General features: G+C 63.5%; 27 protein-coding genes, 1 tRNA gene and 2 pseudogenes. 22 read left to right on the top strand and 8 right to left on the bottom strand.

Translation table 11 applies throughout. The features are described 5' to 3' along the window. Positions 1 to 49: 49 nt before the first annotated feature. From AC0L3A_RS19745 to AC0L3A_RS19705, 9 genes and pseudogenes are all read left to right on the top strand, one after another. Positions 50 to 946, top strand: a pseudogene (locus AC0L3A_RS19745) (AMP-binding enzyme); the annotation flags it as partial. Next, positions 943 to 1470 (top strand): inorganic diphosphatase, encoded by a 528-nt coding sequence (gene ppa, locus AC0L3A_RS19740; protein WP_219680565.1) that lies wholly within the window; start codon positions 943 to 945, stop codon positions 1468 to 1470. The pseudogene AC0L3A_RS19745 and the gene ppa, both read left to right, overlap by 4 nt. Before the next feature lie 21 nt (positions 1471 to 1491). After that, positions 1492 to 2106, top strand: a complete 615-nt coding sequence (locus tag AC0L3A_RS19735; protein ID WP_035995301.1) for an adenylate kinase — start codon at positions 1492 to 1494, stop codon at positions 2104 to 2106. Further along, on the top strand, positions 2103 to 3275 hold the full coding sequence (locus tag AC0L3A_RS19730; protein ID WP_354126855.1) for an iron-containing alcohol dehydrogenase: 1173 nt from the start codon (positions 2103 to 2105) through the stop codon (positions 3273 to 3275). The genes AC0L3A_RS19735 and AC0L3A_RS19730 overlap by 4 nt, the downstream gene beginning before the upstream one ends. 22 nt (positions 3276 to 3297) lie before the next feature. Then, the gene (locus AC0L3A_RS19725; protein ID WP_219680562.1) at positions 3298 to 3972 is read left to right on the top strand and encodes a poly(R)-hydroxyalkanoic acid synthase subunit PhaE; all 675 of its coding nucleotides are present in this window, start codon (positions 3298 to 3300) and stop codon (positions 3970 to 3972) included. Beyond that, positions 3969 to 5090 carry a class III poly(R)-hydroxyalkanoic acid synthase subunit PhaC gene (gene phaC, locus AC0L3A_RS19720; protein WP_473255032.1) on the top strand — a complete coding sequence of 374 codons (1122 nt, stop codon included), beginning with the start codon at positions 3969 to 3971 and terminating at the stop codon, positions 5088 to 5090. Before AC0L3A_RS19725 ends, phaC begins: the two co-directional genes overlap by 4 nt. Continuing rightward, positions 5090 to 7012, top strand: a complete 1923-nt coding sequence (locus AC0L3A_RS19715) for an acyl CoA:acetate/3-ketoacid CoA transferase (RefSeq protein ID WP_354126853.1) — start codon at positions 5090 to 5092, stop codon at positions 7010 to 7012. Before phaC ends, AC0L3A_RS19715 begins: the two co-directional genes overlap by 1 nt. Before the next feature lie 148 nt (positions 7013 to 7160). Continuing rightward, on the top strand, positions 7161 to 7943 hold the full coding sequence (locus tag AC0L3A_RS19710) for an alpha/beta fold hydrolase (protein ID WP_354126852.1): 783 nt from the start codon (positions 7161 to 7163) through the stop codon (positions 7941 to 7943). A 15-nt stretch (positions 7944 to 7958) separates the two neighbouring features. Beyond that, positions 7959 to 8309 (top strand): annotated as a pseudogene (locus tag AC0L3A_RS19705) (aldehyde dehydrogenase family protein); the annotation flags it as partial. A 215-nt stretch (positions 8310 to 8524) separates the two neighbouring features. Here AC0L3A_RS19705 and AC0L3A_RS19700 read toward each other — a convergent pair. After that, positions 8525 to 8609, bottom strand: a tRNA-Leu gene (locus AC0L3A_RS19700). A 154-nt stretch (positions 8610 to 8763) separates the two neighbouring features. Here AC0L3A_RS19700 and AC0L3A_RS19695 point away from each other — a divergent pair. After that, complete coding sequence (locus AC0L3A_RS19695; protein ID WP_007597428.1) at positions 8764 to 9303, top strand: disulfide bond formation protein B; 540 nt, start codon at positions 8764 to 8766, stop codon at positions 9301 to 9303. 3 nt (positions 9304 to 9306) lie between these two features. Here the strand turns inward: AC0L3A_RS19695 and AC0L3A_RS19690 are convergent, their stop codons facing one another. Further along, complete coding sequence (locus tag AC0L3A_RS19690) at positions 9307 to 10392, bottom strand: AbrB family transcriptional regulator (protein ID WP_007597426.1); 1086 nt, start codon at positions 10390 to 10392, stop codon at positions 9307 to 9309. Between the two features lie 98 nt (positions 10393 to 10490). Next, positions 10491 to 10775, bottom strand: coding sequence for a PsiF family protein (locus AC0L3A_RS19685; protein WP_007597424.1), 285 nt, complete (start codon positions 10773 to 10775; stop codon positions 10491 to 10493). A gap of 201 nt (positions 10776 to 10976) precedes the next feature. On the opposite strand from AC0L3A_RS19685, the gene AC0L3A_RS19680 reads away from it, so the two are divergent. Further along, positions 10977 to 11468, top strand: a complete 492-nt coding sequence (locus AC0L3A_RS19680; RefSeq protein WP_007597423.1) for a hypothetical protein — start codon at positions 10977 to 10979, stop codon at positions 11466 to 11468. Positions 11469 to 11514: 46 nt separating this feature from the next. On the opposite strand, the gene AC0L3A_RS19675 is transcribed toward AC0L3A_RS19680, so the two are convergent. Next, positions 11515 to 12063 (bottom strand): TetR/AcrR family transcriptional regulator, encoded by a 549-nt coding sequence (locus AC0L3A_RS19675; protein ID WP_007597422.1) that lies wholly within the window; start codon positions 12061 to 12063, stop codon positions 11515 to 11517. A 110-nt stretch (positions 12064 to 12173) separates the two neighbouring features. Between AC0L3A_RS19675 and AC0L3A_RS19670 the strand changes: the two genes are divergently transcribed. From AC0L3A_RS19670 to AC0L3A_RS19650, 5 genes are all read left to right on the top strand, one after another. Continuing rightward, the gene (locus AC0L3A_RS19670; RefSeq protein ID WP_007597421.1) at positions 12174 to 12602 is read left to right on the top strand and encodes an acyl-CoA thioesterase; all 429 of its coding nucleotides are present in this window, start codon (positions 12174 to 12176) and stop codon (positions 12600 to 12602) included. A 3-nt stretch (positions 12603 to 12605) separates the two neighbouring features. Further along, the gene (locus AC0L3A_RS19665) at positions 12606 to 13082 is read left to right on the top strand and encodes a PaaI family thioesterase (RefSeq protein WP_007597420.1); all 477 of its coding nucleotides are present in this window, start codon (positions 12606 to 12608) and stop codon (positions 13080 to 13082) included. A gap of 44 nt (positions 13083 to 13126) precedes the next feature. Continuing rightward, entirely contained in the window at positions 13127 to 13510 is a 384-nt protein-coding gene (locus tag AC0L3A_RS19660; protein WP_007597419.1) for a CidA/LrgA family protein, read from the top strand. Continuing rightward, a complete protein-coding gene (locus AC0L3A_RS19655; RefSeq protein WP_354126851.1) occupies positions 13507 to 14229 on the top strand; it encodes an LrgB family protein in 723 nt (240 codons plus the stop codon). The genes AC0L3A_RS19660 and AC0L3A_RS19655 overlap by 4 nt, the downstream gene beginning before the upstream one ends. An 87-nt stretch (positions 14230 to 14316) precedes the next feature. Continuing rightward, positions 14317 to 14976 carry a DsbA family protein gene (locus tag AC0L3A_RS19650; RefSeq protein WP_354126850.1) on the top strand — a complete coding sequence of 220 codons (660 nt, stop codon included), beginning with the start codon at positions 14317 to 14319 and terminating at the stop codon, positions 14974 to 14976. A gap of 79 nt (positions 14977 to 15055) precedes the next feature. Here AC0L3A_RS19650 and AC0L3A_RS19645 read toward each other — a convergent pair whose 3' ends face one another. The 3 genes from AC0L3A_RS19645 to AC0L3A_RS19635 all read right to left on the bottom strand — a co-directional run bounded on the left by AC0L3A_RS19645 (position 15056) and on the right by AC0L3A_RS19635 (position 17415). Then, the gene (locus AC0L3A_RS19645) at positions 15056 to 15262 is read right to left on the bottom strand and encodes a hypothetical protein (RefSeq protein WP_007597407.1); all 207 of its coding nucleotides are present in this window, start codon (positions 15260 to 15262) and stop codon (positions 15056 to 15058) included. A gap of 82 nt (positions 15263 to 15344) precedes the next feature. After that, entirely contained in the window at positions 15345 to 16415 is a 1071-nt protein-coding gene (locus tag AC0L3A_RS19640; RefSeq protein WP_473255031.1) for a phospholipase, read from the bottom strand. 28 nt (positions 16416 to 16443) lie between these two features. Then, entirely contained in the window at positions 16444 to 17415 is a 972-nt protein-coding gene (locus AC0L3A_RS19635) for a S1C family serine protease (protein ID WP_007597405.1), read from the bottom strand. Positions 17416 to 17700: 285 nt separating this feature from the next. On the opposite strand from AC0L3A_RS19635, the gene AC0L3A_RS19630 reads away from it, so the two are divergent. The 6 genes from AC0L3A_RS19630 (at position 17701) to AC0L3A_RS19605 (ending at position 25002) form a co-directional block, all read left to right on the top strand. Then, entirely contained in the window at positions 17701 to 19119 is a 1419-nt protein-coding gene (locus AC0L3A_RS19630) for a M20 family metallopeptidase (protein ID WP_035993690.1), read from the top strand. Positions 19120 to 19380: 261 nt separating this feature from the next. Continuing rightward, positions 19381 to 21171, top strand: coding sequence for a peptide ABC transporter substrate-binding protein (locus AC0L3A_RS19625; RefSeq protein WP_473255029.1), 1791 nt, complete (start codon positions 19381 to 19383; stop codon positions 21169 to 21171). A 28-nt stretch (positions 21172 to 21199) separates the two neighbouring features. Continuing rightward, on the top strand, positions 21200 to 22159 hold the full coding sequence (locus tag AC0L3A_RS19620; protein ID WP_007597394.1) for an ABC transporter permease: 960 nt from the start codon (positions 21200 to 21202) through the stop codon (positions 22157 to 22159). Continuing rightward, positions 22125 to 23042 (top strand): ABC transporter permease, encoded by a 918-nt coding sequence (locus tag AC0L3A_RS19615; protein ID WP_007597392.1) that lies wholly within the window; start codon positions 22125 to 22127, stop codon positions 23040 to 23042. Before AC0L3A_RS19620 ends, AC0L3A_RS19615 begins: the two co-directional genes overlap by 35 nt. Further along, a complete protein-coding gene (locus tag AC0L3A_RS19610) occupies positions 23042 to 24037 on the top strand; it encodes an ABC transporter ATP-binding protein (RefSeq protein ID WP_007597391.1) in 996 nt (331 codons plus the stop codon). The genes AC0L3A_RS19615 and AC0L3A_RS19610 overlap by 1 nt, the downstream gene beginning before the upstream one ends. Continuing rightward, the gene (locus AC0L3A_RS19605) at positions 24034 to 25002 is read left to right on the top strand and encodes an ABC transporter ATP-binding protein (RefSeq protein ID WP_007597389.1); all 969 of its coding nucleotides are present in this window, start codon (positions 24034 to 24036) and stop codon (positions 25000 to 25002) included. Before AC0L3A_RS19610 ends, AC0L3A_RS19605 begins: the two co-directional genes overlap by 4 nt. A gap of 31 nt (positions 25003 to 25033) precedes the next feature. Here AC0L3A_RS19605 and AC0L3A_RS19600 read toward each other — a convergent pair whose 3' ends face one another. Further along, positions 25034 to 25681 carry an HAD family hydrolase gene (locus tag AC0L3A_RS19600; RefSeq protein ID WP_007597385.1) on the bottom strand — a complete coding sequence of 216 codons (648 nt, stop codon included), beginning with the start codon at positions 25679 to 25681 and terminating at the stop codon, positions 25034 to 25036. Between the last annotated feature and the right edge of the window lie 20 nt (positions 25682 to 25701).

Below are 25701 nucleotides of genomic sequence, written 5' to 3'. Positions count from 1 at the left end.
ATCATGATGCGTCGGGAAGGGCTGCAAAGTGGGCGTAGACAAGTCGGATACCGCGCCGACCGCCATCCGTTCGTTGATGGGTGCGGGCGAAGGGCCGGTTAAACAGACCAGCCGTGCATCGCTGCGGTTGCTCGGCTCGGTCGGCGAACCGATCAATCCGGAGGCCTGGGATTGGTATCACCGCGTCGTCGGCGATGGACGTTGTCCGATCGTCGATACCTGGTGGCAGACCAAGACCGCTGGCATTCTGATCTCGCCGCTTTCCGGCGCGACCGCTTTGAAGCCAGGTTCGGCAACCCTGCCGTTCTTCGGGGTGATGCCGGAAGTTGTAGACGCAAATGGCGCCGTGCTGACCGGCGCGTGCGAAGGCAATCTCGTCATTGCCGATTCCTGGCCGGGCCAGATGCGCACGGTCTACGGCGATCACGAGCGCTTCATGCAAACCTATTTTGCGACCTATCCGGGCAAGTATTTCACAGGCGATGGCTGCCGGCGCGACGCCGACGGCTACTACTGGATCACCGGCCGCGTCGACGACGTGATCAACGTCTCCGGCCACCGCATGGGGACCGCCGAAGTCGAAAGCGCGCTGGTGGCACATCAGAAGGTTTCCGAAGCCGCTGTCGTCGGCTTTCCGCACGACATCAAGGGGCAGGGCATCTACGCTTACGTCACCTTGATGTCCGATGCGGAGCCATCCGGGGAATTGCGCAAGGAGCTGGTGGCCTGGGTCCGCAAGGAGATCGGACCAATCGCCGCACCCGATGTCATTCAGTTTGCGCCGGGCCTGCCCAAGACCCGCTCTGGAAAGATCATGCGTCGGATTTTGCGCAAGATCGCCGAGAACGAAGTTGGCGCGCTCGGCGACACCTCGACCCTAGCCGATCCCGCCGTGGTCGATGATCTCATCAAGAACTGCCATAGCCAAAAGACGGGGCCGAAATGAATATCGAGGCGATCTCGATCGGCGACAATCCTCCTGAAGACGTCAATGTCATCATCGAGGTCCCAATCGGCGGTGAACCGATCAAATACGAAATGAACAAGGCTGCGGGCGCGCTGTTCGTCGATCGCTTCCTGTATACGCCAATGCGCTATCCCGGAAATTATGGCTTCGTGCCGCACACGCTTTCGGATGATGGGGATCCGATCGACGTGCTCGTGGCCAACTCGCGGCCGATCGCTCCTGGTGCCGTGATCAATGTCCGGCCGATCGGCGTACTCAAGATGGACGACGAGGGCGGCGGCGACGAGAAGATCATCGCCGTGCCGATGCCAAAACTGACAATGCGCTACGCCCACGTCAACGGGATCGCCGACATGCCGCAGATCGCGATCGAGCAGATCCAGCACTTCTTTGAGCACTACAAGGATCTGGAGCCGGGAAAGTGGGTCAAGGTGGTCGGCTGGGGTGACAGTGCTGAAGCGCGCCGACTGATCGTCGAGGCAATCGCCCGGGCAAAGAGCTAAAACCGAGATATGGGCAAGGATATGAGACTGGTTCTGTTGGGGCCGCCAGGCGCAGGCAAGGGCACGCAGGCGACGAGGATCGTGACTCGATTTGCGATTCCGCAATTGTCGACCGGTGACATGCTGCGCCAGGCGGTCGCGGAAGGCACGGCTGCGGGATTGCGCGTCAAGCACATCATGGATCGCGGTGAACTTGTGCCCGACGATGTCGTGGTGTCCGTGATCGCCAACCGTATCGATCATTCCGACGCGGCAAACGGCTTTATCCTTGACGGCTTCCCGCGCACGGTCGCCCAGGCCGAAGCGCTCGATCGGGAACTGGCCAGTCGGGACATTAAGCTCGATGCGGTACTCGAGCTCAAGGTCGATGAAGATGCACTGCTCGACCGCATCAAGGGGCGCGCCGACGAGGCGGCAAGCCGAGGCGCGCCGGTGCGCCGCGACGATAATCCGGAGGTCTTCAAGACCCGGCTCGACGTTTATCGCGAGCAAACCGCGCCGGTCACGGAATACTACCGGTCGCAGGGACTGCTCAACATCGTCGACGGCTTGCAGCCGATTGACGCCGTGACCGAACAGCTCGCCGCGGCGCTTGCGGCAGTAACGTCCGATCAGATCAGGAGTGATGTCAGATGAAAGCCTTTACGTTCCAGGCACCGCCCAACATCCTGTTCGAGGCAGGCGCATCGAAGAAGTTGGCGGAGTTGGTCGCGGGATACGCGGCAAAACGTGTCCTGCTGGTGACCGACAAGGGTGTACGCAATGCCGGCCTGACGAAAAACGCCGAGGCTGGCCTGGTTGCCGGCGGCTGCGAACTGACAATATTCGAAGATGTGGAGGCGGATCCGCCGTCGCATATCATCGAGCGGGCGGTCGCACTTTGCCGTGACAAGGACATCGAGCTGGTTGCCTCGATTGGCGGCGGCAGCGCGCTCGATACCGCGAAGCTGGTGGCCTATCTGGCCAAGACGCCTGATCGCCTCGAAGATATCTACGGCGTCGGCCTTGCCAAGGGCGAACGCCTTCCGCTGCTGCTGGTGCCGACAACGGCCGGAACGGGCTCGGAGGTGACCCCGATCGCGATCGTCACCACGCCGACGACCGAGAAAAAGGGCGTCGTTGCGCCCCGCCTGCTTCCGGACTGGGCGATCCTTGATCCGGAGCTGACGCTCGGCCTGCCCGCGCATGTCACCGCGGCGACCGGCATCGACGCCATGGTCCATGCGATCGAAGCCTATACCAGCAAGCACCGGAAGAATCCGATGTCGGACCAGTTGGCGCGGCAGGCTCTCGCCCTGCTGTCGGCGAATGTCCGGACGGTCTGTGCGGACGGATCCAATCTCGAAGCGCGGTCGCAAATGCTGCTGGGTTCGATGCTGGCCGGCATGGCGTTCGCCAATTCCCCGGTGGCCGCCGTGCACGCGCTGGCCTATCCGATCGGCGCGCTGTTCCACGTGCCGCATGGCCTGTCGAATGCCCTGGTGCTGACCCAGGTGCTGCGCTTCAATTTGCCGGAGGCCGAAGGGCTATACGCCGAACTGGCGCCGATCGTCGATCCCAAGTCGGAAGGAATGAGTGTCAGCCAGCGGGCACGGCTGTTCGTCGATGCGATCGCGGCGATCTGCCGGGATTGCAACGTGCCGGCCTCGCTGGCCGATGTCGGCATCGCGAGGGGCGACCTGAAGAAGCTCGCCGAGGACGCGATGAAGCAGACGCGGCTTCTGGTCAACAATCCCAGGGAATTGAGCTTCGACGATGCGCTTGCGATCTACACCGAGGCGTTCGGCAACCGCGCGGCAGCCTGAACGGGCACAAAGAGTGAGCAGCATGAGCGAGAACGACAAATCGGCTTCCGTTGATTCCGATCCCGGCCTGGAATGGGCGAAGCTTTGGCAGACGATGGCCGAATCCTCGAACCGCATGGTCGAGGCGTGGTCAGGGTCGATGGCACCGTTCATGCTGGCGCGTCTGTCGGAGAAACCGGGTGGTTTTGGCGACGGCAACGAATTGTCGGCAGCGATCGAGCGAATGGCGCAGGGGCCGCGGCTTGCCGATTTCTGGGACATCGACCGGAAAATGGCGTTGGCCTTTGGCGCCTGGATCGAGATGCGTCAGCGGCTTGCGAGCTACAATGCGGTCGCTGCCGCGCCGTGGCCTGAAGCGTCGAAGCGGTTTTACGAGACGATGTCCGCAACGGCTAGCGGTGGCTCCCCGCATCCGGAGTGGCGCGAGGCGTTCGCCAAATGGAGCGAAATCTCCAACGAGGAACTGATCCGTAACCAGCGCACCGACGGGTTTTTGCAAGCTCAGAAAGAGCTACTCCAGGCGGGGCTCAAATTGCGGAGTCGGCAGGATGACGTAGCTGAAGCGGCGTCAGCCATGTTGGGCCTGCCGACTCGCAAGGATTTCGACGACGTGACGCGGCAATTGACCGAACTCCGCCGAGAAGTCCGTACGCTCGCCCGCCAGATCCGCGACCAGAAGAGCGAAGGCGCACGATGAGCGATCAAGAGGATCAGACCTTGCGCGTCGCCCGCGACATGGCGGCCAATGCCGAGAAAATGTTCAAGGCGGCACAGCTGATCGCCAATACGCGGGATGAAGACGTCGCCATCGGCACGACGCCGAAGCATCTCGTCATGCGCCGCGACAAGGTCGAGCTGTTCCATTACGAGCCGATGGCGGAAGCGACCGCGAAGACGCCCGTCCTTTTGGCCTACGGCCTGATCGGGCGGTATACCATGGCCGATTTACAGCCCGACCGTTCGCTGGTGCGCAGCCTGCTCTCAAAAGGGCTCGATCTCTGGCTGATCGACTGGGGCCAGCCGGGCCGAACCGAGCGATGGCTGAAAATTGATGATTACGTCGATGACTACATCGATGCCGCAGTCGACCGCATCGCGCAGGAAACCGGCCATGACAAGATCACGCTGCTCGGCATCTGCGAAGGCGGCGTCTTTACGACGTGCTACGCCGCTCTGCATCCGGAGAAGGTAAAAAATCTCGTCATCACCATCACCCCGATCGACTTCCATGCCGATGTCAAGGACAAGGCCGCGCACCACGGCTTCCTCAACCTCTGGACCCGCAGCCTCGATCCTGATGACATCGACAAGCTGGTCGATACCTACGGCGTGCTGCCGGGCGAGTTCATGAGCTCGGTATTCTCGATGATGACGCCGATGCGCTCATTGACGAAATACAATGTCGATCTCATCGACGTCGTCGATGACGAAGCGAAGTTCATGAATTTCCTGCGCATGGAAAAGTGGCTTGCGGACCGTCCGCATCATCCTGGCGAAGCGGCAAAGCAGTGGCTGAAGGATCTCTACCAGGAGAACCGCCTGGTCGATGGCAGCTTTGAACTGTCCGGCCGTCGGGTCGATCTGAAGTCGATCACGGCTCCCGTGCTGAATGTTTTTGCGCTGGACGACCATATCATTCCGCCGGACTGCTCGCGTGCGCTCGGCGCGAAGATCGGCAGCACGGATTATACCGAAATTCCGCTGCCCGGCGGCCATGTCGGCCTGTTCGTCTCCAGCAAATCGCAGGGCAAGCTGAGCCAGAGCATTGCCGACTGGCTGGTCGCCCGCGACGCCAATCCCGGAAGTGAAGCCTGATGCGCAACAAGATCGTCGACGCCGCCGAGGCGGTGGCCATCATCCGTTCCGGTGACACCGTCGCCTCGTCCGGCTTCGTCGGCGTGGGAACGCCCGACGAGATCATCAAGGCGCTGGAGCGGCGCTTCGTGCAGACCGGAGAGCCGCGGGACCTTTCGTTGGTGTTCGCGGCGGCGCCGGGGGATGGCGCCGATCGCGGTCTCAACCGCCTGGCGCATCCCGGCCTGATCAAACGCCTGGTCGGCGGACATTTCGGCCTGGTTCCGAAGCTCGCACGGATGGCGGTCGACAATCACGTCGAGGCCTATAATCTGCCGCTCGGATGCGTATCGCATCTGTTTCGCGAAATTGCGGGGCGCAAGGCCGGGCTTCTCTCCAAGGTCGGGCTCGGCACCTTCGTCGATCCGGCCAATGGCGGCGGAAAGCTGAATGCGCGCACCACCGAAGAGCTGGTGCGGCTGATCGAAATCGATGGCGAACAATGGCTCTTCTACAAGGCATTTCCGATCAACGTTGCGATCATCAGAGGTACCACCGCCGACCACAACGGCAACATCTCGATGGAAAAAGAGGCCTTGACCCTCGACAATCTGGCGCTGGCAACGGCCGCCAAGAACTGCAAGGGGTTCGTCATCGCGCAGGTGGAGCGCATCGCCGCCTCCGGCTCGCTCAATCCGCGTCACGTCAAGATTCCGAGCGTCTTGATCGACTGCGTCGTCGTTGCGCAGCCCGAAAACCATGTCCAGACTTATGCCACTGGTTACAACGGCGCATTCTCGGGCGAATTGCGCGCGCCGGCCGATCGCAATGTTCCGATGGCGCTGGATAACCGCAAGATCATTGCGCGCCGCTGCGCCCTGGAATTGCCGATGGGCGGCGTGGTCAATCTCGGCATCGGCATGCCCGAGGGCGTTGCGTCGGTTGCCGCCGAAGAGAAGCTGTTCGACTTTGTGACGCTGACTGCCGAGCCCGGCATCATCGGCGGTATTCCGCAAGGCGGCCTCGATTTCGGTGCTTCGATCAATGCAGAATCGATCATCGATCAGAACCAGATGTTCGATTTCTACGACGGCGGCGGGCTCGATCTGGCCTGTCTCGGCATGGCTCAGGTCAATGGCCGCGGCGACGTCAACGTCAGCCTGTTCAATGGCCGCCTGGCCGGCGCCGGCGGCTTCATAAACATATCCCAGAATGCGCGCCGGCTGATCTTCGCAGGCACCTTTACCACCGCTGGGCTCAAGACGTCGGTCGTGGATGGTCAGCTCAAGATCCTCAGCGAAGGCAAGTCCTCGAAATTCGTCGGCAAGGTGGATCAGATCACGTTTTCGGGCCAGCTTGCCGCAACCAACAGGCAGCCCGTTCTCTATGTGACGGAGCGATGCGTGTTCCGCCTCACTCCCGAAGGTCTCGAACTGATCGAGATCGCGCCGGGTATCGATATGGAGCGCGACATTCTCGCGCTCATGGGCTTTCGGCCCATCATCCGCGCGCCGAAATCCATGGATGTTTCGCTGTTCAGCGAAGCGCTGATGCAGCTCGACGACCGGCTGCTCAACAGGCCGCTGGCGGAGCGGCTGTCGTACGATGCCGATCGCAACACGCTGTTTCTCGGACTTGACGGCTATCGGGTCCATAGAGATGCCGACGTCGAGGTAATCCGGGCGTCGATCCTCGAACTCTTCCATCGTGTCGGACGCCGGTTTTCCGCAGTCGTCAATTACGATTCGTCTTACATCGCTCCCGACATGGCGGAGAAATGGTTTTCAATGGCCGCCGAGGTCGAGCGGACCTGCTACGATCATGCCTCGCGCTACACCACCAGCGCATTCATGCGCCTGAAGCTCGGCGACGCGCTGGCCCGCCGCGACGTCGCGCCGCATATCTTCGAAACCTCGGCCGACGCCCACCGGTTTGTCGAATAGACCGATGGGGCTGAAATCCACCGAGTTGCGCCCCGCGGACTGGCCTGAAGGACGGCAGAGGGCGCCCGACCGCACCGGATCGGTGCGCGGGCTGACCCGGCGCAGCTTCCATCGCATCGCATTCACGGATTGGGGGCCCGCGCCCGCAGTGCGGCCGGTGCTCTGCGTCCATGGGTTGACCAGAAACGGCCGGGACTTCGATCACCTCGCCGCAGTTCTCGCAATGGCAGGGCGGCAGGTCGTCTGCCCGGACTTGCCGGGCCGCGGACAAAGCGAGCGGCTGCATGACAGCAGCGATTATGCGTTGCCGCAATATTGCAGCGACATGACCGTGCTGATGGCAGCGCTTGATGCAACGGAAATCGACTGGGTTGGAACGTCGCTGGGCGGCTTGATCGGGATGGTGCTGGCTGCCCTTCCGGGCAGTCCGATCCGTCGCATCGTCATCAACGATATTGGGCCTTATCTGCCCTGGACCGGATTGCTTCGCCTCGGCGCCAATCTCAACGATGCGCCAAGATTCTTTGAGACGATCGAACAGGCCGAAGGCTACTACCGGCGGGTTCTGGCTCCGTTCGGGCGATTGGAGGATGCGCACTGGCGGCATCTGACAACGCATAGTGTGGTCTGGAGCGCGGAGGGACGCTGTTTCAGGCCGCTGTGCGATCCGAATATCGCCCATGCCTTTCGAAATCCTTGGCACTACAGCGTCGATCTCTGGAAATACTGGGACGCGATCGACGTCCCCATTCTTGTGATACGCGGGCAGCAATCGGATTTGCTTTCAGAAGGCGTCCTCAAGGACATGATGCGGCGCAATCGCAATGTCCGCGTTCACACCGTCGCGGACTGCGGCCATGCGCCGGCCCTGATCGCTGACGAACAGATCGAGGTCGTGACACAGTTTCTGAGCGGCAACGACCCCACTTAACGCTGAGCGCTTCAGGTGTTGGCGGATGCCACGTCGGACATGTTGGTCTTCCGCGAGGAAACTTTCGGCCCGGTCGCGCCTGTATTCCGCTTCAAGACTGAAGAGGAAGCAATCAGGCTTGCGAACGATACCGAGTTCGCACTTGCGGCCTATTTCTACGGCCGCGATATCGGACGGGTCTGGCGCGTTGCCGAAGCGCTCGAGTACGGCATCGTCGGTATCAACGAAGGCCTGATCTCGACCGAGGTTGCACCGTTCGGCGGCAAGGAGAGCGGCAACGGCCGTGAGGGTTCGAGATACGGCATCGAGGACTATCTGGAAATCAAGTACCTCTGCATGGGTGGAATCCAGAGTTGTGCCACTTGAGCGGCTGCCGGCATCGCGGATCACGCAAGGGCGGCAAAATTCCCGTTTCCGGCCCTAGCTTGAGTGAGGAGCGAGCAGCCACCTAGGGAATTAGTCGCAACATTCAGCGGTCAGTTTTCTTCATTCGGAATATCAAAATTCGCGGCGAAAATTTTTCCGAGAATCCGGAATCGAGGCTGCCGAATAAGTCATTGTTATAATTTATATTCTAGACTTGGTGCCCCTGGCCGGAATCGAACCAGCACTCCTTGCGGAACTCGATTTTGAGTCGAGCGCGTCTACCAGTTCCGCCACAGGGGCCCTCGGTCGGCCCTAAGCAGGCGTCGCGAAGCCGGCGGACTATAGCCATGGACAAAGCGGGGTCAACCCGCGCCAAAGTGATCCCGGCCGTTCTCGACAGCCGCATGAGCCGGCGTTACAGCCTTGGAAAGCGACCCATCGAAAAGAGGCTGCCGTGACGACCCAGAGTGCCGCAATACCTGCATTCAAATCGGCGGCCACCAGCCCGGCTCTGACTGCCTCGCTCGCTGTGACCCTGATTGCGGCCGCCACGATCGCGGGCGCCTGGTTCTTCCAGCTCGTGCTCGGGATCGTGCCCTGTCCGCTCTGCCTGGAGCAGCGTTACGCCTATTACCTCGCGATCCCCCTCGGCCTGCTCATCGCACTCGCGGCGCGGGGCGGTGCGCCGAGGCCGCTGCTGCTCGCGGGCCTTGCGATCCTTGCGCTGGCGAGCCTCGCCAATGCCGGGCTCGGCTCCTATCACGCCGGCGTCGAATGGGGCTTTTGGAAGGGACCGACCGACTGCTCCGGTCCCGTCGTCAATCTCGGCAGCGCCACCGATCTGCTGTCGCGGCTCGACACCGTGAAGGTGGTCCGCTGCGACGAGGTGCAGTGGCGCTTCCTCGGCCTCTCGCTTGCCGGCTACAACGTGCTGATCTCGCTCCTGATGGCTGCGATCGCCGCATGGGGCTTCGTTGCGACGGCGAAGCGCTGAGGCTCAATCATCCACATCGTCCTGCGTCCGGCCGAACAGGTGCACGATGCCCGGCGTCGCGATCGTCACGAAGACGAAACGCGAGAGGTGATGTGCGCCGACGAAGATCGGGTCGATGTGCAGCGTCAGGGCCAGCGCCAGCATGGCGTCCATCGCGCCGGGGGCGTAGGCGACCACGACATCAGAGAATTTCACCTGCGTGGTGAGCGCCACGATGCCGACGAAGATCGCGGAGACGGCGATGGCGACGGCAAACGAGCCCAGCGCCGCGTTGATGTGGCCGGCGAGCGTCTTGATCCGCATCCGCGCGAAGCGGCTGCCGATCAGGGCGCCGATGCCGACCAGCGCCACGCCGCGTACCCAGTCCGGCAGGCCGCCCTCGACCCAGCCGGCGCCATGCAGCACGCTTGAGCCGATCATCGCACCGAACATCCAGCTCGCCGGAAACCTGATCAGCCGCAGGAGGAGTGCCGCGGCCAGCGAGGCCGCGACGAGTTCGACCAGGTCGAGCGGCGAGGCAATCGTCGTCGTCAGCGACGGCGCGACGGAGGGTGCGACGCCGGCGAACGCCAGCACCATGGGCAGTGCCGCGGTGAGGATGATGACGCGCATGGTCTGCACCACCGCGATGCCCGGCAGGTCGGCGCCGCGCTCGACCGCCAAGATCGTGATCTGCGACAGCGCGCCGGGGCTGCCGGCGAGGAAGGCCGAGGTGCGGTCCCAGCCGTGGATGCGCTGGAGATAATAGCTGGAGCCGAAGGTCGAGCAGAAGGTCGCGAGCGCGAGCAGCCCGATGGTGAGCGGATAGGCACTGACCTGTTGAAGCAGGTGGCGCGAGACGACTGATCCTAACGAAATGCCGAGCAGCACCAGCACGGTCTGAGTCAGGATCGGCGGCAGCGTCAGCTGGCGACCGGCGATCGCGGCGACCCCGACCGCGATCATGGAGCCCGAGATCAATCCCCCCGGAAGGCCCGCGAGCAGAAACACGAGGCCTCCGGCGGTGCCAATGACGAGCGTTTCCACCGTGCTCAAGATCTTGGCACGGCTCGGCCATTCGAACGGCAGGGAGGCGGTGATTTGCTTCACACCACCTTATCGCAAATCAGCGAGAGGCGCACAATTGCGGCCACGTCATGCCGCAATGCGCGCGCCTCTCGCCGAAGCCGCGAGCAGGGGGGAAGGACTTACTTCTTGTCCGCAGCCGGCGCGGCCATGCCGGCCTTGGCGGTCTTGATGCATTCGGAGCGGAATTTCTTGCGCTCCTTGCCGTGCAGGCCCTTGGCGTCGGCCTGCTTGGAGCATTCGAGCGACTCGGCCGAGTGCTCCTTCGGTGCCTTCTTGTCCATGGGGGCGGCGGTTGTGGTCTTGGTGTCGGTCTTTGCTGCCGGCGCGGCGGTCTGCGCGAAGGCAGTGCCGGTGGCGAGAAGGGAGGCGAGAGCGACGACGGCGAGGCGAGATGTGAAGGTCATGGTGCTGCACTCTTCTTGCGGGAATTGCGAAGGGCGCGAAAGTCGGCTGGCGTTGCTGAACGCGACATGAATAATTCGAACGTGGAGGGTCACTATATTTTGGCGGCAGCAGCCATCGCTTCCTTGTCGCGAGCGGGCAGCACGCTAGGATAGCAATCCTCGGTTCACTTCCCTCGGGGGAAGATCAAGGAGGAGACAAGGATGACCATTCAATCAAAGTTGCTGTGTGCAGTTGCGCTGTCGGGCTTTGCCGCGCTGGTGGCAAGTGCGCCGGCGCAGGCGCTGACCTCGCAGGAGTGCAGCGCGAAATACCAGGCCGCCAAGAAGGACGGCTCGCTCGGCACCACGAAGTGGAACGACTTCCGCAAGGCCCAGTGCGGCGCGGACGCGACGCCAGCGGCTGCGCCGACCGCGGCCGCTCCTGCTGCGCCCGCCGTTCCTGCCGAGCCGAAGCAGGCGAAGAAGGAGGCCGCCCCGGCTGCTGCGCCGACCCTGCCGGCCGGCCCCGCGATCTATCCGAACGCGGTCGATCCGAAATACGCCAAGGAGACCCCCGGCAAGGGGCGCCTGCACACCTGCGTCGACCAGTACAACGCCAACAAGACCACCAACGGCAATGGCGGCATGAAGTGGATCGAGAAGGGCGGCGGCTATTACAGCGAATGCAACAAGAAGCTGAAGGGCGCCGCCTGACGCTTCAAGACGACACAGAGGCCGGGGCCAAGCTCCGGCCTCTTGCTTAATCCAGTAGCTTCTCGGCCGACTTCGCCACGAGCTGCGATCGCTTGCGCGGGCCGCGCTCGACGAACAGCAGGCTCTGGCCGAAGATGAAGCAGTAGAACAGGAAGGCCTGCGCTTCGGCTGCCTCGGTATCGAGGCCGGTCGCGCGATAGAGTTCGGCGACGTGCTTCAGCCGCGCCGCGTCCACGTTCGCCACCGCTGTCGCGGCGCCCTCGTCCGAGCGGGCCCATTGCCGGATCGCAAGCTCGATTGCCATCCCGTCCGGATTGAGCCGCTCGGAATAGAGTTGGATCACCGCCCGCAGCCGTTCACGGGGGTCTTGGCCATCGAGGCTCGTCTGCTGCGCGATCGCCGTTGAGCGCCCCTCGCGCCAGCGTTCCAACATGGCACCGAGCAGCGCGGCACGGTCGGCGAAGCGGCGGTAGAAGCCGCCCTTGGTGACGCCGAGGTTCTTGGCGAGCACCTCGACCCGCACCCCCTCGACCCCCGATCGGGCGAGCTCGGTGAGCCCTGCCTCGACCCAGACATCGCCTTTGCCGTCACTCATGCGGGAAGCCTCGCCGATTCTTGATACGGTGCCGTATTGCTAACGCGGGAGGAGGTTGATACGCTACCGTATCAATAACCAAAGGTGGGAAAGAGCCAGGGAGAATTGCGATGGAGCAGGAGGCGACCTATCGCGGCACGGTCTATCCGTGGCAGTGCGATCACGTCGGCCACATGAACATCATGTGGTACGTCGGCAAGTTCGACGAAGCCAACTGGAATCTGTTCGCCCGCCTCGGGCTCACGCCGAGCTACCTGCGCGGCTCCGGCCGCGGCATGGCCGCCGTGCAGCAGAACATCACCTACAAGCGCGAGCTGCTCGCCGGCGACATCGTCGAGATCCGCAGTCACCTGCTCGAGATCCGCGACAAATCGATCCGCTTCCGGCACGACATGACCAATGCCGAGACCGGCGAGATCGCCGCGTTGTGCGAGATCACGGGCGTGCACATGGACCGCAGCCTGCGTAAATCTGTGCCGTTCACGGATGCCATTCGCGAGCTCGCTTTGAGGCATCTCGCCGAGCCCGCGGAGGCCTGAGCCATGGCCGCATACGAGCCGAAGAACCCGGGTTATCGCGCGGCTGCCATCGCCATGTTCGACGGCCAGCCGGCGATGCACACGCTCGGCATCGTGATCGTCCGCCTTGCGCCGGGCGAGGCTGAACTCGCCATGCTGCATTCGCCGGCCCTCACACAGCAGAACGGCTTTGTCCACGCCGGCATCATCACCGCAGGGCTCGACAACGCCTGTGGTGTCGCTGCCTTCACCTTGATGCCGCGCGAGGCCGATATCCTCACCGTCGAGTTCAAGACCACGCTGCTCGCGCCGGCACGGGGCGAGCGTTTCGTCTTCAAGGCAGAGGTGGTCAAGCCCGGCCGCACGCTGACCTTTTGCGAGGCGAAGGCGTTTGCCGAGCACGAGGGCAAGGTCACGTTGATCGCCACGATGACCGGGACGCTGATGGCGATGCTGCCGCGCGTTGCCGCTTCGCACGAACCGCGCACGCCCGCTGCATAGCGGTGATTGACAAGGCGGCCGGCGCATCCCTTGATGCCAAAATCATGCTTGCAAGTCTTGGTCTCATTCTGCTCTGCCAGTTGATCGGCGAAGCCATCGTGCGCAGCCTCGGCTTGCCGATGCCGGGCCCGGTACTCGGCCTATTGCTGCTCCTCATTCTGCTGCTCGCGCGCGACCGCTTTGCGCTTCTCGCGCGCGGGCCGCTGCGCGATGACGGTGTCGAGACGGCGAGCAAGGGTCTGTTGGCGCATCTGTCGCTGCTGTTCGTGCCGGCCGGGGTCGGCGTCGTGCAGAAGCTCGATCTGCTCGCGTCCCACGGCATCGCCATCATTCTGGTGCTCGCGCTGTCGGTGGTCGTCACGCTGCTCGCAACCGTACTCACCTTCCGCCTCGTCAGCCGCCTGTTGAGGCAACAGGACGCGCGATGAAGGACAATCCGTTCTCGCTCTGGGTCTATCTCTCGCAGTCGCCGCTGCTTTGGTTGACTGTGACACTGCTGGTCTATGCCGGCACGGACGCGGTGTCGCTGGCGACGCGGCGCCATCCGCTCGCCAATCCCGTGCTGCATGCGATGTGGATCGTCGGCGCCTTCCTGCTGCTAACCGGCACCTCCTACACGACCTATTTCGCCGGCGCGCAGTTCGTACATTTCCTCTTGGGGCCCGCGACGGTCGCGCTGGCCGTTCCCCTCTACGAGAACCGCAAGCGCGTCCTCGCCTCGATCGCGCCGATGCTGGTGGCGCTGGTCGCGGGATCGGTCACGGCCGTGGTGTCCGTGGTGTTGCTGGCCGAGCTCGCCGGTCTGCCGCGCGACGTGGTTTTGTCGCTCGCGCCGAAATCCGTCACGGCCGGCGTTGCCATGGGCATCGCCGAATCCCTGCACGCCGATCCCTCGCTGGCCGCGGTTGCAGTCATCCTGACCGGGATCATGGGCGCGATCATCGTGACGCCGTTGATGAACCGCACTGGGATCAGCGATTTCCGCGCCCGCGGCTTTGCCGCCGGCCTTGCCGCGCACGGGATCGGGACCGCGCGAGCGTTCCAGGTCGACGAGATCGCCGGCGTCTTCTCCGGGATCGCCATGAGCCTGAACGCTTTGGTGACCTCCTTCCTGGTACCCTTGGCGGTCACGCTGCTGGTGCGATGACATCGGCTCTGCGACACTCTATATGAGCTGTAACAACTCCCAGCCTCGAACCGTATCGACGGAGATGGGACCGAAATGGAACGAGATATGGCTGGATTCAGGAACAAGGGCCTTGTGCCGACGCGGCGCGCGGCGCTGACGCTGATCGGGGTGGGTGCCCTTGTCGCGGGTGGGGTCACCGCGGCACGCGCGGCGACCGACGAAGACGAGGTGCTGACCGAAGCCAAGGTGCTGCGCGACCCAGATGTTCCCGTCGCCGGCAATCCCGACGGGAATATCAGCATCATCGAATGGTCCGACTATAACTGCCCCTATTGCCGCAAGCTCGAGCCCGAGTTGCGTCAGGTCATCCAGGACGACGGCAAGGTCAGGCTGGTGATGAAGGACTGGCCGATCCTCGGGCCGGTTTCGGTCACGGCGGCGCGGACCGCGCTCGCGGCGAAATTCCAGGACAAATACCACCAGGCCCATGACGCCATGATGGGCGTCAGCTCGCGCCTGACCGATCCACGCATCAACGAGTTGCTCGCGGCCGCCGGCGTCGACATGGATCGGTTGACGCGCGATCTCGGAGACCACGCCAAGGACATCGACGCCGTGCTCAAGCGCAACAACGAGCAGGCTGAAGCCTTCGGTTTCCGCGGCACCCCGTCCTTCATCGTCGGCAAGTACCGCGTGCCGGGCGTGCTCAGCATGAACGAGTTCGAGCAGGTTATCGCCGACGCCCGCAAGGCCAAGATGAACTGAGCCGAGCGATATTCACCGCATACGAAGGCGCCGCCGCGGACCCGCGACGGCGCCTCATTTCATTCATGATACCACGTCGTTACTTCGAGGAGATGCGGACCCAATCTTTGTGCGCGCGATCGCGCAGCGCTTCCCAATCGGCCTTTGCGACATCCCAGTTTACGATGGTGCGATTGGTCGTCGCAACCTCGCCATTAGCAACCGACGACGTCTGCATGGAGTCATAGACATACACGCTGCAGGCAAGCAGCAGCGCGCCCAAAATCATTCCAAGAAACATCCGCATGGCGAAACCTCCGATGACGGGCGATAACGTCGGCCCGGAATGATAGTTCCGCGGCAGTACGGCGCAGGTAAGGACGATCCGTTCACGCTTCATTCAGCCACTGCACCAGCTCCGCGTTGATCTCGCGAGGATAGGTGTGGCTGAGGTCGTCGATCTCGCGATAGGTGACATTCGCGCCGGCGGCGGCGAGGGCCGCCTGCGTTTGCCGCGCGGTCTGTACCGGAAACATCCAGTCGAGCTTGCCGTGTGCGATGAAGATCGGCAGGCGCTGCAGGCGTGTGGCGTCAGCCATCTCCGCCATCAGCGGATGGAAGGTCGCCGACACCGGCGCGAGATGCGTGAAGGGCGAGGCGCCGTCGAGCCCGGTGACGTAACAGAAGGTGCCGCCGTCGCTCATGCCTGTCAGGAGCATGCGCGAGGCGTCGATGGTCCAGCGGCTGCGCACGGTATCGAGAATGCGCATGAGATTGGGCGTGTCGGAATCGTCACCCATCAGGGCCCAGGTCGGGCCGGTCGCGGTCGGCGCCACCAGGATCGCACCAAGACTGCGGGCATCGCGCAGCCAGCTCCACAGAAAGCCGCGGCCATTGCCGCTGCCGCCATGCAACGCCATCACCAGCGGCATGGCGCGATCGGGAGTGTAATATTCGGGCACGTAGACCGAAAAGCCACCGCGGCTGCCGGGCTCGTTGTCATCGTGGATGATGCCGGTGTGCGCGTCCGCGCCGGCTTCGAGTCGCGACAACAGGTCGGCATTCTCGCGATTGGCGGAGTTGAGGAAGAAGCTGCTCACGGGCGGAAACTGCACGGCCAGCGGATAGAGTGCCTCCTGCGCGCGCGGGACGTGGCGCAGCGCGCGGAAGACCGCGACGAGATCGCCATTGCCACGCTCGACCTCGCGCAGGCCGGTAAAGGCGGCGAGCGTCTCGTCGCAGGCCCGATCGAGCCGCTCGCGCAGTCCGGTGAACTGTTCCGGCCATTCTCCGATTGCCGCGCGCACCGTTTGCAACGCCTCGTCGGGAGCGCCGATCGCGTTCATCACCGAGCCGAAGGCCGGCGGGTGCAGGTTGCGCTGAAAGAAGGCGAGCGCCTCCAGCGCATTGAGCAGCGGCGGCAGCACGGCCACGATATCGTCAACGACGGCCTCGCTCATCGTCGTTTCCTTGCTTCAGTTCGGCTTGTCAGTGCAGCTTCGGCGCCTTCAAGAGCTTGAAGCGATCGGTCGAGGTTACCGTGACGTCGAAGGTGACGCCTTCATGATGTACCGTCAGCGGCACGTCGACGCCGGCAGCGCCGAGGCTCCACAGCTTCTTGTAGAAGCCGGTCTGGCTCGTGACTTTCTCGCCGTCGACCGCGAGGATGACGTCGCCGGTCTTGAGCTCGGCAAGGGCCGCCGGACCGTTGGCGGAGATCCCGATCACCACCACGCGGTTGTCGATCTCGGTCGAAAAGAGTCCGAGCCACGGCCGTGCCGGCTTGTTGACGCGGCCGAACTTGCGCAGATCGTCCAGGATCGGTTTCAACAGGTCGATCGGCACGATCATGTTGACGTGCTCGGCCTTGCCGTCGCGCTCGCGTTCGAGCTGGAGCGAGCCGATGCCGATCAACTCGCCGCGCTCGTTGAGGAGCGCCGTGCCGCCCCAGTTCGGATGCGCGGGATGGGTGAAGATGGCCTCGTCCAGCAGATATTCCCAGTAGCCCGCGAATTCCTGCTTGGCCACGATCTGGCTCGCGACCGAACGCGTGCGTCCGCCGGCGCCGCCGACCACGACGCGGTCGCCGAGCCGGGTCTCGGCCGAGATGCCGAGCGGCAAGGGGTCGACCTCGAGCTGGCCGAGCGCCTGCACCAGGCCAAAGCCGGTGACGGCATCGAAGCCGAGCACATGTCCCTCCACCACGCGCCCGTCTCCGACATGCAGCCACACCGACTCTGCTTCGGTGATGAGGTAACCGATGGTGAGCACCAGCCCGTGGTCGATCACGACGCCGTTGCCGGCGCGCTCGGTCCCCAGCGTCTCGGCACTGAAGGCGTCCGGCGGGATGATGGCATGCAGGCCGACGACGGAGGCGAGCGCGCGGTCGAGATCGAAATCATAATCGCTCGCCCGCGGCTGATTGGCCGGCGGCACTCTCCATTCGGTCAGAGCGGGCATGGAGTTCTCCTGGCTGAGAGCATCGCTCCGCCGTGGCTAGCGGAACGACACGCGAAGCACCGATAATTTAGGCCGGAGGAGGCCGTCTTGAAAGCCTCGTTCCCAACTATTCCAGAGAACGCCGTATGAAATCTTTGAAAGGCACAGGACCGGTTCATGCACGGGTCGGTCGGGCGGCTCTCCGGCATTGACCGCATGGCTGCTGTCCGGCGAGGTGCTAGGCGCCGTACAATGAAGCTGCTAACCATTGCCGCTTCGTTTGACCCAGGGATCACGGACCGAAGCATGGACAACCGCAGCGACATCTGGCGTGGCATCGACACGATCAAGGCACGTTTCATCGACCTCAGCGACAAGGTCTGGGGCATGCCCGAGGTCTGCTACACCGAGGCGCGGTCCGCCGCAGAACATCTCGCCGAGTTGCGTCATCAGGGTTTTCGCATCACCGAGCAGCTCGCGGGCATTCCGACCGCGGTGATGGGCGAATGGGGCGAGGGCGGACCGGTCATTGCCTTCATGGGGGAATATGACGCGCTGCCGGGCCTGAGCCAGGAGGCGGGCGTCGCGGAGCATCGTCCGGTCGAGACCGGCGGCCACGGTCATGGCTGCGGCCACAATCTGCTCGGTTCCGCAGCTCTCCTCGCCGCGACCGCGGTGAAGGACTGGCTCGCCGAGAACAAGGTGCCGGGCCGCGTGCGCTATTACGGCTGCCCCGCCGAGGAAGGCGGCGCGGCAAAAGCGTTCATGGTACGCTCCGGTGCATTTGAAGACGCCGACATCGCCATCACCTGGCATCCGCACAGCTTCTGGGAAGTCGCGGTGACGCCGTCGCTCGCCAACACCCGCGCCGATTTCATCTTCACCGGCCGCACCTCGCATGCGGCAGCCTCGCCGCATCTCGGCCGCTCCGCGCTCGACGCTGTGGAGCTGATGAATGTCGGCGTGAACTATATGCGCGAGCACATGCCGAGCGACGCGCGCGTGCACTACGCGCTGCTCGACACCGGCGGCATCGCCCCGAACGTGGTGCAGGCGCATGCACGCGTGCGCTATTCGATCCGTGCCCGTGATCTGCCCGGCATGAACGAGCTGGTTGGACGCGTGAGCAAGATCGCGGAGGGCGCGGCGCTGATGACCGAGACCAAGGTCGAGATGAAGATCATCTCCGCGGTCTCCAACATCCTGCCGAACACGCCGCTGGAGCAGGCGCTGCACCGGGTCATGGAAGAACTTGGACCGCCGCATTTCGACGACGCGGACAAGGGCTTTGCCACGGAGATCCGCGCGACGCTGAGCGACAAAGACATCGAGTCGGTCTATTACGCGATCGGCATGGAGCCGACCGACCGGCCGCTGGCTGACTTCCTGGTGCCACTCGATGCCAAGCGCAATCCGCTGGTCGGCTCGACCGACGTCGGCGACGTGAGCTGGGTCGTGCCGACCGTGCAGGTCCACGCACCCACGGTTGCAATCGGCACGCCCTTCCACACCTGGCAGGTGGTCGCGCAGGGCAAGAGCGCGCATGCGCACAAGGCCATGGTGCAGGCCGCTAAGGCGATGGCCGGCATCGGCATCAAGGCGCTGACGGACCCGGAGCTGATCAAGGCTGCCAAGGCTGACCTCGAGAAGCGGACGGCCAAGACGCCTTACGTCTGCCCGCTGCCAGACCACGTCGCGCCGCCGCTCGACATGTCCGTGGCGTAGAATTTCGCCTCGATACTTCGTCTGATGCGGCGACCAAATTTTCTGCAGTGCAGCGCGGAATTCAGCGTGTTTTGATGCTGGATTGCCGAACGGATGGGCTGCGGAATATGGTTTTGCCCAACAGACAGTCAGAAGACCGTTTGCATACACACGGTCGCAGTTGACGCGCACCCCATTCGGTGTGCCATCTACCGCCAGCCAATCCCGGTGGTCGCCTCGCGCGACCGCCTGCATCCATACGGGAACCAGACGGGGACAACCATGCTGGATAAAGAACTGCGTTCGATGATCGGTGACGTGAAGGACGGGCGGATGGATCGCCGCGGCTTCATTCAGCGCCTGGCTGCCGTGGGTCTCACCGCGCCTTTGGCCAACCAGATCCTCGCGCTTGGTGGCGTCGCCATGGCTGAGGGCGCCTGGACCTACAAGCCGAGCAAGCGCGGCGGCGGTGGTGCGCTCAAGCTGCTGTGGTGGCAGGGGCCCACCCTGCTCAATCCGCATTTTGCCACCGGCACCAAGGACCAGGACGGCGCGCGCCTGTTCTACGAGCCGCTCGCCTGTTGGGATCCCGACGGCAACATGAAGCTGGTTCTGGCCGCCGAAATTCCCTCGATCCAGAACGGCGGCCTCGCCGCTGACGGCAAGTCGGTGACCTGGAAGCTCAAACCCGGCGTCAAATGGCATGACGGCACGCCGTTCACAGCCGACGACGTCGTCTTCAACTGGGAATATGCCAAGGATCCGGCGACCTCCGCACTGACCATCGCGACGCTCCGCGACATCACGGTCGAGAAGGTGGACGACCTCACGGTCCGCATCCTGTTCAACAAGCCGACGCCGTTCTGGGCCGACGCTTTTGTCGGGGCTCCCAATACCATCATCCCAAAACATCTGTTCAAAGACTATATGGGGTCCAAGTCGCGGGAGGCGCCGACCAACCTCTCGCCGGTCGGCACCGGCCCCTACAAGTTCGTCGAGTTCAAGCCGGGCGATCTTGTCCGCGGCGTGATCAATCCCGATTATCACATGGCGAACCGGCCCTATTTCGATTCGATCGAGATGAAGGGCGGCGGCGATGCCGTCTCTGCCGCGCGCGCGGTGATCCAGACAGGCGAGTATGATTTCGGCTGGAACATTCAGGTTGAGGACGACGTGCTGCTGCGCCTGGAGAAGGGCGGCAAGGGAAAGACCGTCTACGCCGTCGGCGGCGACACCGAATTCATCGCGCTGAACTTCACCGACCCCAACACCGAGGTCGATGGCGAACGCTCCTCGATGAAGACCAAGCACCCGCTGTTTTCTGATCCAGCGGTGCGCAAGGCGCTCTCGCTGCTGATCGATCGCGAGTCGGTCAAGAAGGCGATCTACGGCCGCGCCGGTCGCACCACCGCCAACTTCCTCAATGGGCCCGAAAAATTCGTGTCCAAGAACACCTCGTGGGAGTTCAGCGTCGAGAAGGCCTCGAAGATCCTCGACGATGCCGGCTGGAAGCCGGGCGCCGACGGCATCCGCGAAAAGGACGGCAAGAAGCTCAAGCTCGTCTATCAGACCTCGATCAACGGGCCGCGCCAGAAGACGCAGGCGATCGTCAAGCAGGCCTGCCAGAAGGCGGGCATCGACGTCGAGCTGAAATCGGTCGTCGCCTCCGTGTTCTTCTCCTCCGACGTCGGCAATCCCGATACCTATTCCAAGTTCTACGCCGACATGGAGATGTTCCAGATCCCGCTGAGTCAGCCCGATCCGTCGCAGCACATGCGTCGCTACCTTTCGAACCTCGTTGCCACCAAGGAGAACAAGTGGCAGGGCACCAACTTTCCGCGCTGGGTCAACAAGGAGTACGACGCGACCATCCAGGCCGCCGACGGCGAGATGGATCCGGTCAAGCGCGCGGCGCTCTATATCAAGGCCAATGATCTCATGTACCAGGACATCGTTTTCATCCCGGTGCAGCACCGCCTGAAGGTCGAGGCGGCCGCCAACAATCTGCGCCCGGTGGTTTCGGGCTGGGCCAACGAGACCGACAATTTGTTCGACTGGTACCGCGAAGAATGATCACGCACGCCTAGAGCGGTCCTTCTTCATGAGCCAGTATGTCCTGCGTCGCCTCCTGATCGCGATTCCGAGCCTGCTCGGAATTTCGCTCGTGCTGTTCGTCGTGCTCGCACTAGCCCCGGGCGATCCCTTCTCGGAGCTGGCGACCAATCCGAACGTGCCGCCCGAAGTCGCTCTCGCGCTTCGGGCGAAGTTCGGCCTCGACGATCCGATCTACCTTCGTTACCTGCACTGGCTCAACGCCATGCTGCACGGCGACTGGGGTTTCTCCTTCGTCAGCCGGATGAACGTCGACACGCTCATTCTCCAGCGACTGCCAACGACGCTCTATGTGATCGGCTCGGCGCAGATCCTGGCGCTCCTGATCGCGATCCCGGTCGGGGTCTATGCCGCAACGAAACCTTATTCGCTGTTCGACCAGGTCGCCAACACGCTCGCCTTTGTCGGCTTCTCGCTGCCGACCTTCTTCACCGGCATCCTGTTCATCCTGATCTTCTCGGTCACGCTGGACTGGCTGCCTTTCGTCTACACGACCGACATCAAGGGCACGGGTATTCACTGGGTGCTGGAGATGATCCGTCAGGCGATCATGCCGGTGGCGGTGCTCGGCCTGTTCCAGGCTGCCTCGATGACGCGTTTCGTGCGCTCGGCGATGCTGGACGTGATCCGGCTGGACTACGTCACCACCGCGCGCGCCAAGGGCATCGGCCAGCGGCGGGTGATCATCAAGCACGTGATGCGCAACGCGATGATCCCGGTCGTCACGCTGATTGCGTTGCAAATCCCGGCGGTGTTCGGCGGCGCCATCGTCACCGAGCAGATTTTCCGCATTCCCGGCATCGGCTCGCTGCTGATCTCCTCCATCCTTTCCAACGACACGCCGGTGGTGATGGCCGTCACCTTCGTCTTTGCGTGCCTGGTCGTGCTGTTCAACCTCATCGCGGACGTTCTTTATGGCTGGCTTGACCCTCGCATCTCCCTCCGCTGAGCGGCGCGTCTACTCGCCCTGGCGCGAGACGTGGCGGCGCTATAGCCGCCACAAGCTTGCCGTCGTCAGCGCGTTCCTGCTCCTCGTTCTGATCCTGGCGGTGGTGGTCGGCCCCTTTATCTGGCGGGTCAAGATCGACGACATCGACATCGTGGCGGGCATGCAGGGGCCGTCGCTGGCCCATCCCTTCGGCACCGACGATCTCGGGCAGGACATCCTCGCCCGCATGATCTATGGCGGGCGCATCTCGCTTGCGGTCGGCCTCGCGGCGATGCTGGTCTCGGTATTTGTCGGGGTGCTGATCGGCGCGCTCGCCGGCATGTCGCGCGGTGCGCTCGGTCATGGGCTGATGTGGCTCACCGATCTCTTTTTGTCGCTGCCGCAATTGCCCCTGCTGCTGCTGCTGATCTATCTCTTCCGCGATGGGCTGAAGGCCGCTTTCGGCCCCGAGGGCGGCATTTTCATCCTGATCGTGCTCGTGATCGGTGGCTTGCGCTGGATGCCGGTCGCGCGCCTCGTCCGCGCCCAGTTCCTGTCGATCCGGGAGAAGGAATTCGTCGAAGCCGCGCGCGCGCTCGGGGCAAGCCCGGTGCGGCAGGTGGTGCGCCATATCCTGCCCAATGCGCTGGGTCCGGTGATCATCGCCGGAACCATCGACGTGGCCGCAGCCATCATCGCGGAATCGACACTGTCCTTCCTCGGCCTCGGCTTCCCTCCGGATACGCCGACCTGGGGCCGGCTGCTTTATGACGCGAAAGACTTTCTCGACATCGGCCCGCACTGGGCGCTGTTTCCGGGCGGCGCGATCTTCATCGCGGTGGTCGCCATCAACTTCATCGGCGACGGCCTGCGTGACGCGCTCGATGCGCGGCGGGTGATCTGATGGCGCCGTTGCTCGAGATCAAGGGACTGAAAACCCACTTCTCCACCGACGACGGCATCCTCCAGGCCGTCGACGGTGTCGATATCTCCATTAACCGCGGCGAGACGCTCTGCGTCGTCGGCGAATCCGGCTGCGGCAAGACCGTCACCGCGATGTCGATCCTGAAGCTGATCGCGATGCCGCCGGGTCGCATCGCGGCAGGCGAGATCATTTTCGAAGGCCGCGATCTCGTGCCGCTGACGAGCAGTCAGCTCGACGAGATCCGCGCCAAGGAGATCGGCTTCATCTTCCAGGAGCCGATGACCTCGCTCAATCCGGTGCTCACCATCGGCGAGCAGATCGCCGAAAGCCTGCGCCGCCATGAGAACGTCACCAGGAAACAGGCGCTCGAGCGCACCATCGAGATGCTCAAGCTGGTGCAGATACCCAATGCCGAAGGCCGCGTGCACAACTATCCCCATCAGTTCTCCGGCGGCATGCGCCAGCGCGTGATGATCGCGATGGCGCTTGCCTGCAAGCCGAAGCTGATCATCGCCGACGAGCCCACCACGGCCCTCGACGTCACCATTCAGGCGCAGATCCTCGATCTGCTCCAGGACATGAAGGAACGTTTCGGCATGGCGGTGATGCTGATCACCCATGCCATGGGCGTCGTCGCCGAGACCGCGCAACGCGTCGTCGTGATGTATGCCGGCAAGGTCGTGGAGGAGGCGTCTGTCGACGAGCTCTTCGGTAATCCCGGCCATCCCTATACCCAGGGACTGATCCGCTCGATCCCGCGCATCGATCTCGACAGCGAGCACAAGGTGCGGCTGGAGGCGATCGGCGGCTCGGTGCCGATCCTGATCAATCCGCCGGTCGGCTGCCGCTTCGCTCCACGCTGCCGCCACGCCATGAGCGTCTGCACCGAGAGGGAGCCGCTGCTGCGCGAGATCGCGCCAGGCCACCGCATGGCCTGCCATCTGGGAGATACGCAGTTGGGAGGCACAGCATGACCGAGCCCTTGCTCCGCGTCAGCGGCCTGAAGAAATATTTCCCCGTGCACGGCGGCCTGCTGTCGCGTCAGGTCGGCAGCGTTTATGCCGTCGATGGGGTCTCGTTCTCGGTCAACCGCGGCGAGACGCTCGGCCTCGTCGGCGAATCCGGCTGCGGCAAGTCGACGACCGGACGCTGCGTGCTGCGCCTGATCGAGCCGACCGACGGCGAGGTCGTTTTCGACGGTCAGGATGTCCGCCAGCTCGGCGGCAACGATTTGCGCGCGATGCGGCGGAACATGCAGCTTGTGTTCCAGGATCCGTTCGCCTCTCTCAATCCGCGCATGACGGTCGGCGCCATCCTCGGCGAAGCCCTCGTCATCCATAAGCTCGGCTCATCGGCCAAGGAGCGTGAAGATCGCGTCGCGAGCCTGCTGGTGAAGGTCGGGCTCAAGGCCGAGCACATGCGTCGCTATCCGCATGAATTCTCCGGCGGTCAGCGCCAACGCATCGTGATCGCGCGTGCGCTCGCAGTCGAGCCGAAACTGATCGTCTGCGACGAACCGGTGTCTGCGCTCGACGTCTCGATCCAGGCGCAGGTCATCAACTTGCTGGAAGATCTCCAGGCCGAGCTGAACCTCACCTATCTCTTCGTCGCGCACGATTTGTCGGTGGTCGAGCACATCTCCGACCGCGTCGCGGTGATGTATCTTGGCCGTATCGTCGAGCTCGCCAAGGCCAGCGACCTCTACCGCAATCCGCAGCATCCCTACACGAGGGCGCTGTTATCAGCGGTGCCGGTGCCCGATCCCAAGCTCAAGCGCGAGCGCATCCGCCTCAAGGGCGACGTTCCGAGCCCGATGAAGCCGCCGTCGGGCTGCCACTTTCACACCCGCTGTCCCATCGCCCAGCCGCGTTGCGCAGAAAGCGCACCGGAGCTGAAGGAAGGAGCGGGCGGGCACTTCGTGGCGTGCCATCTCGCCTGACGCCTGACGCCGAGAAATGCGGAGCACGCATTCATGCTTGAAGCAGGCCGTGCTCCGAAAGGGCCTGCCTGAAAGCCTCAACCGAGGTGTGGTGATGCGCGAACAGACCCGCCTCTCGCGCGCCGGCGACATTGGGCATGAGATCGTCGACGAACAGGACGCTCTCCGGTTTGACGTCGAGCTCCGACAGACAAAGGCGGAAGCAGCGCGGGTCCGGCTTCGCCGTCTTGAACCGGGCCGAGGCATAGATTCGGGAGCCGAACAGCGGCGGCAATTCCGGCAGCAGCGCAGCGATATGGTCGGCGACCAGCGTGGTGTTGTTGGTCAGGACGGCAATGTCGATGGTTTGCCGCAAGCTGCCGGCAATCTCCAGCATCGCACGATCGGCCTGCATCGAACGGCGTCGCGCCTCGATCCACTCGTCCAGTGACAGCGGATAGCCGATGCGGTCGCCGAAGCCCCGCAAATAGTCCGCGGCGTCGAGAGTGCCGGAATCGCCGAGCAGCTCGAAGCCGCTGTCCCAGATCGCCTTGTGGACGGATTCGCTCGTGGTCCCCGCAAGCTTCGCCAGCCATGCGACACGCTTTGCCCTGTCGTAGTCGCAGAGGACATTGTCCATGTCGAAGAGGACGAGTTTGATTTTACCAGTCACAGCAGCACTCTCGGATTGGCCGACCATCCGGCCGTGATCCAAGCCAT

Source organism: Bradyrhizobium sp. MI1.3 (assembly GCF_055811695.1).
This window is presented reverse-complemented; position numbering and strand designations above follow the sequence as displayed.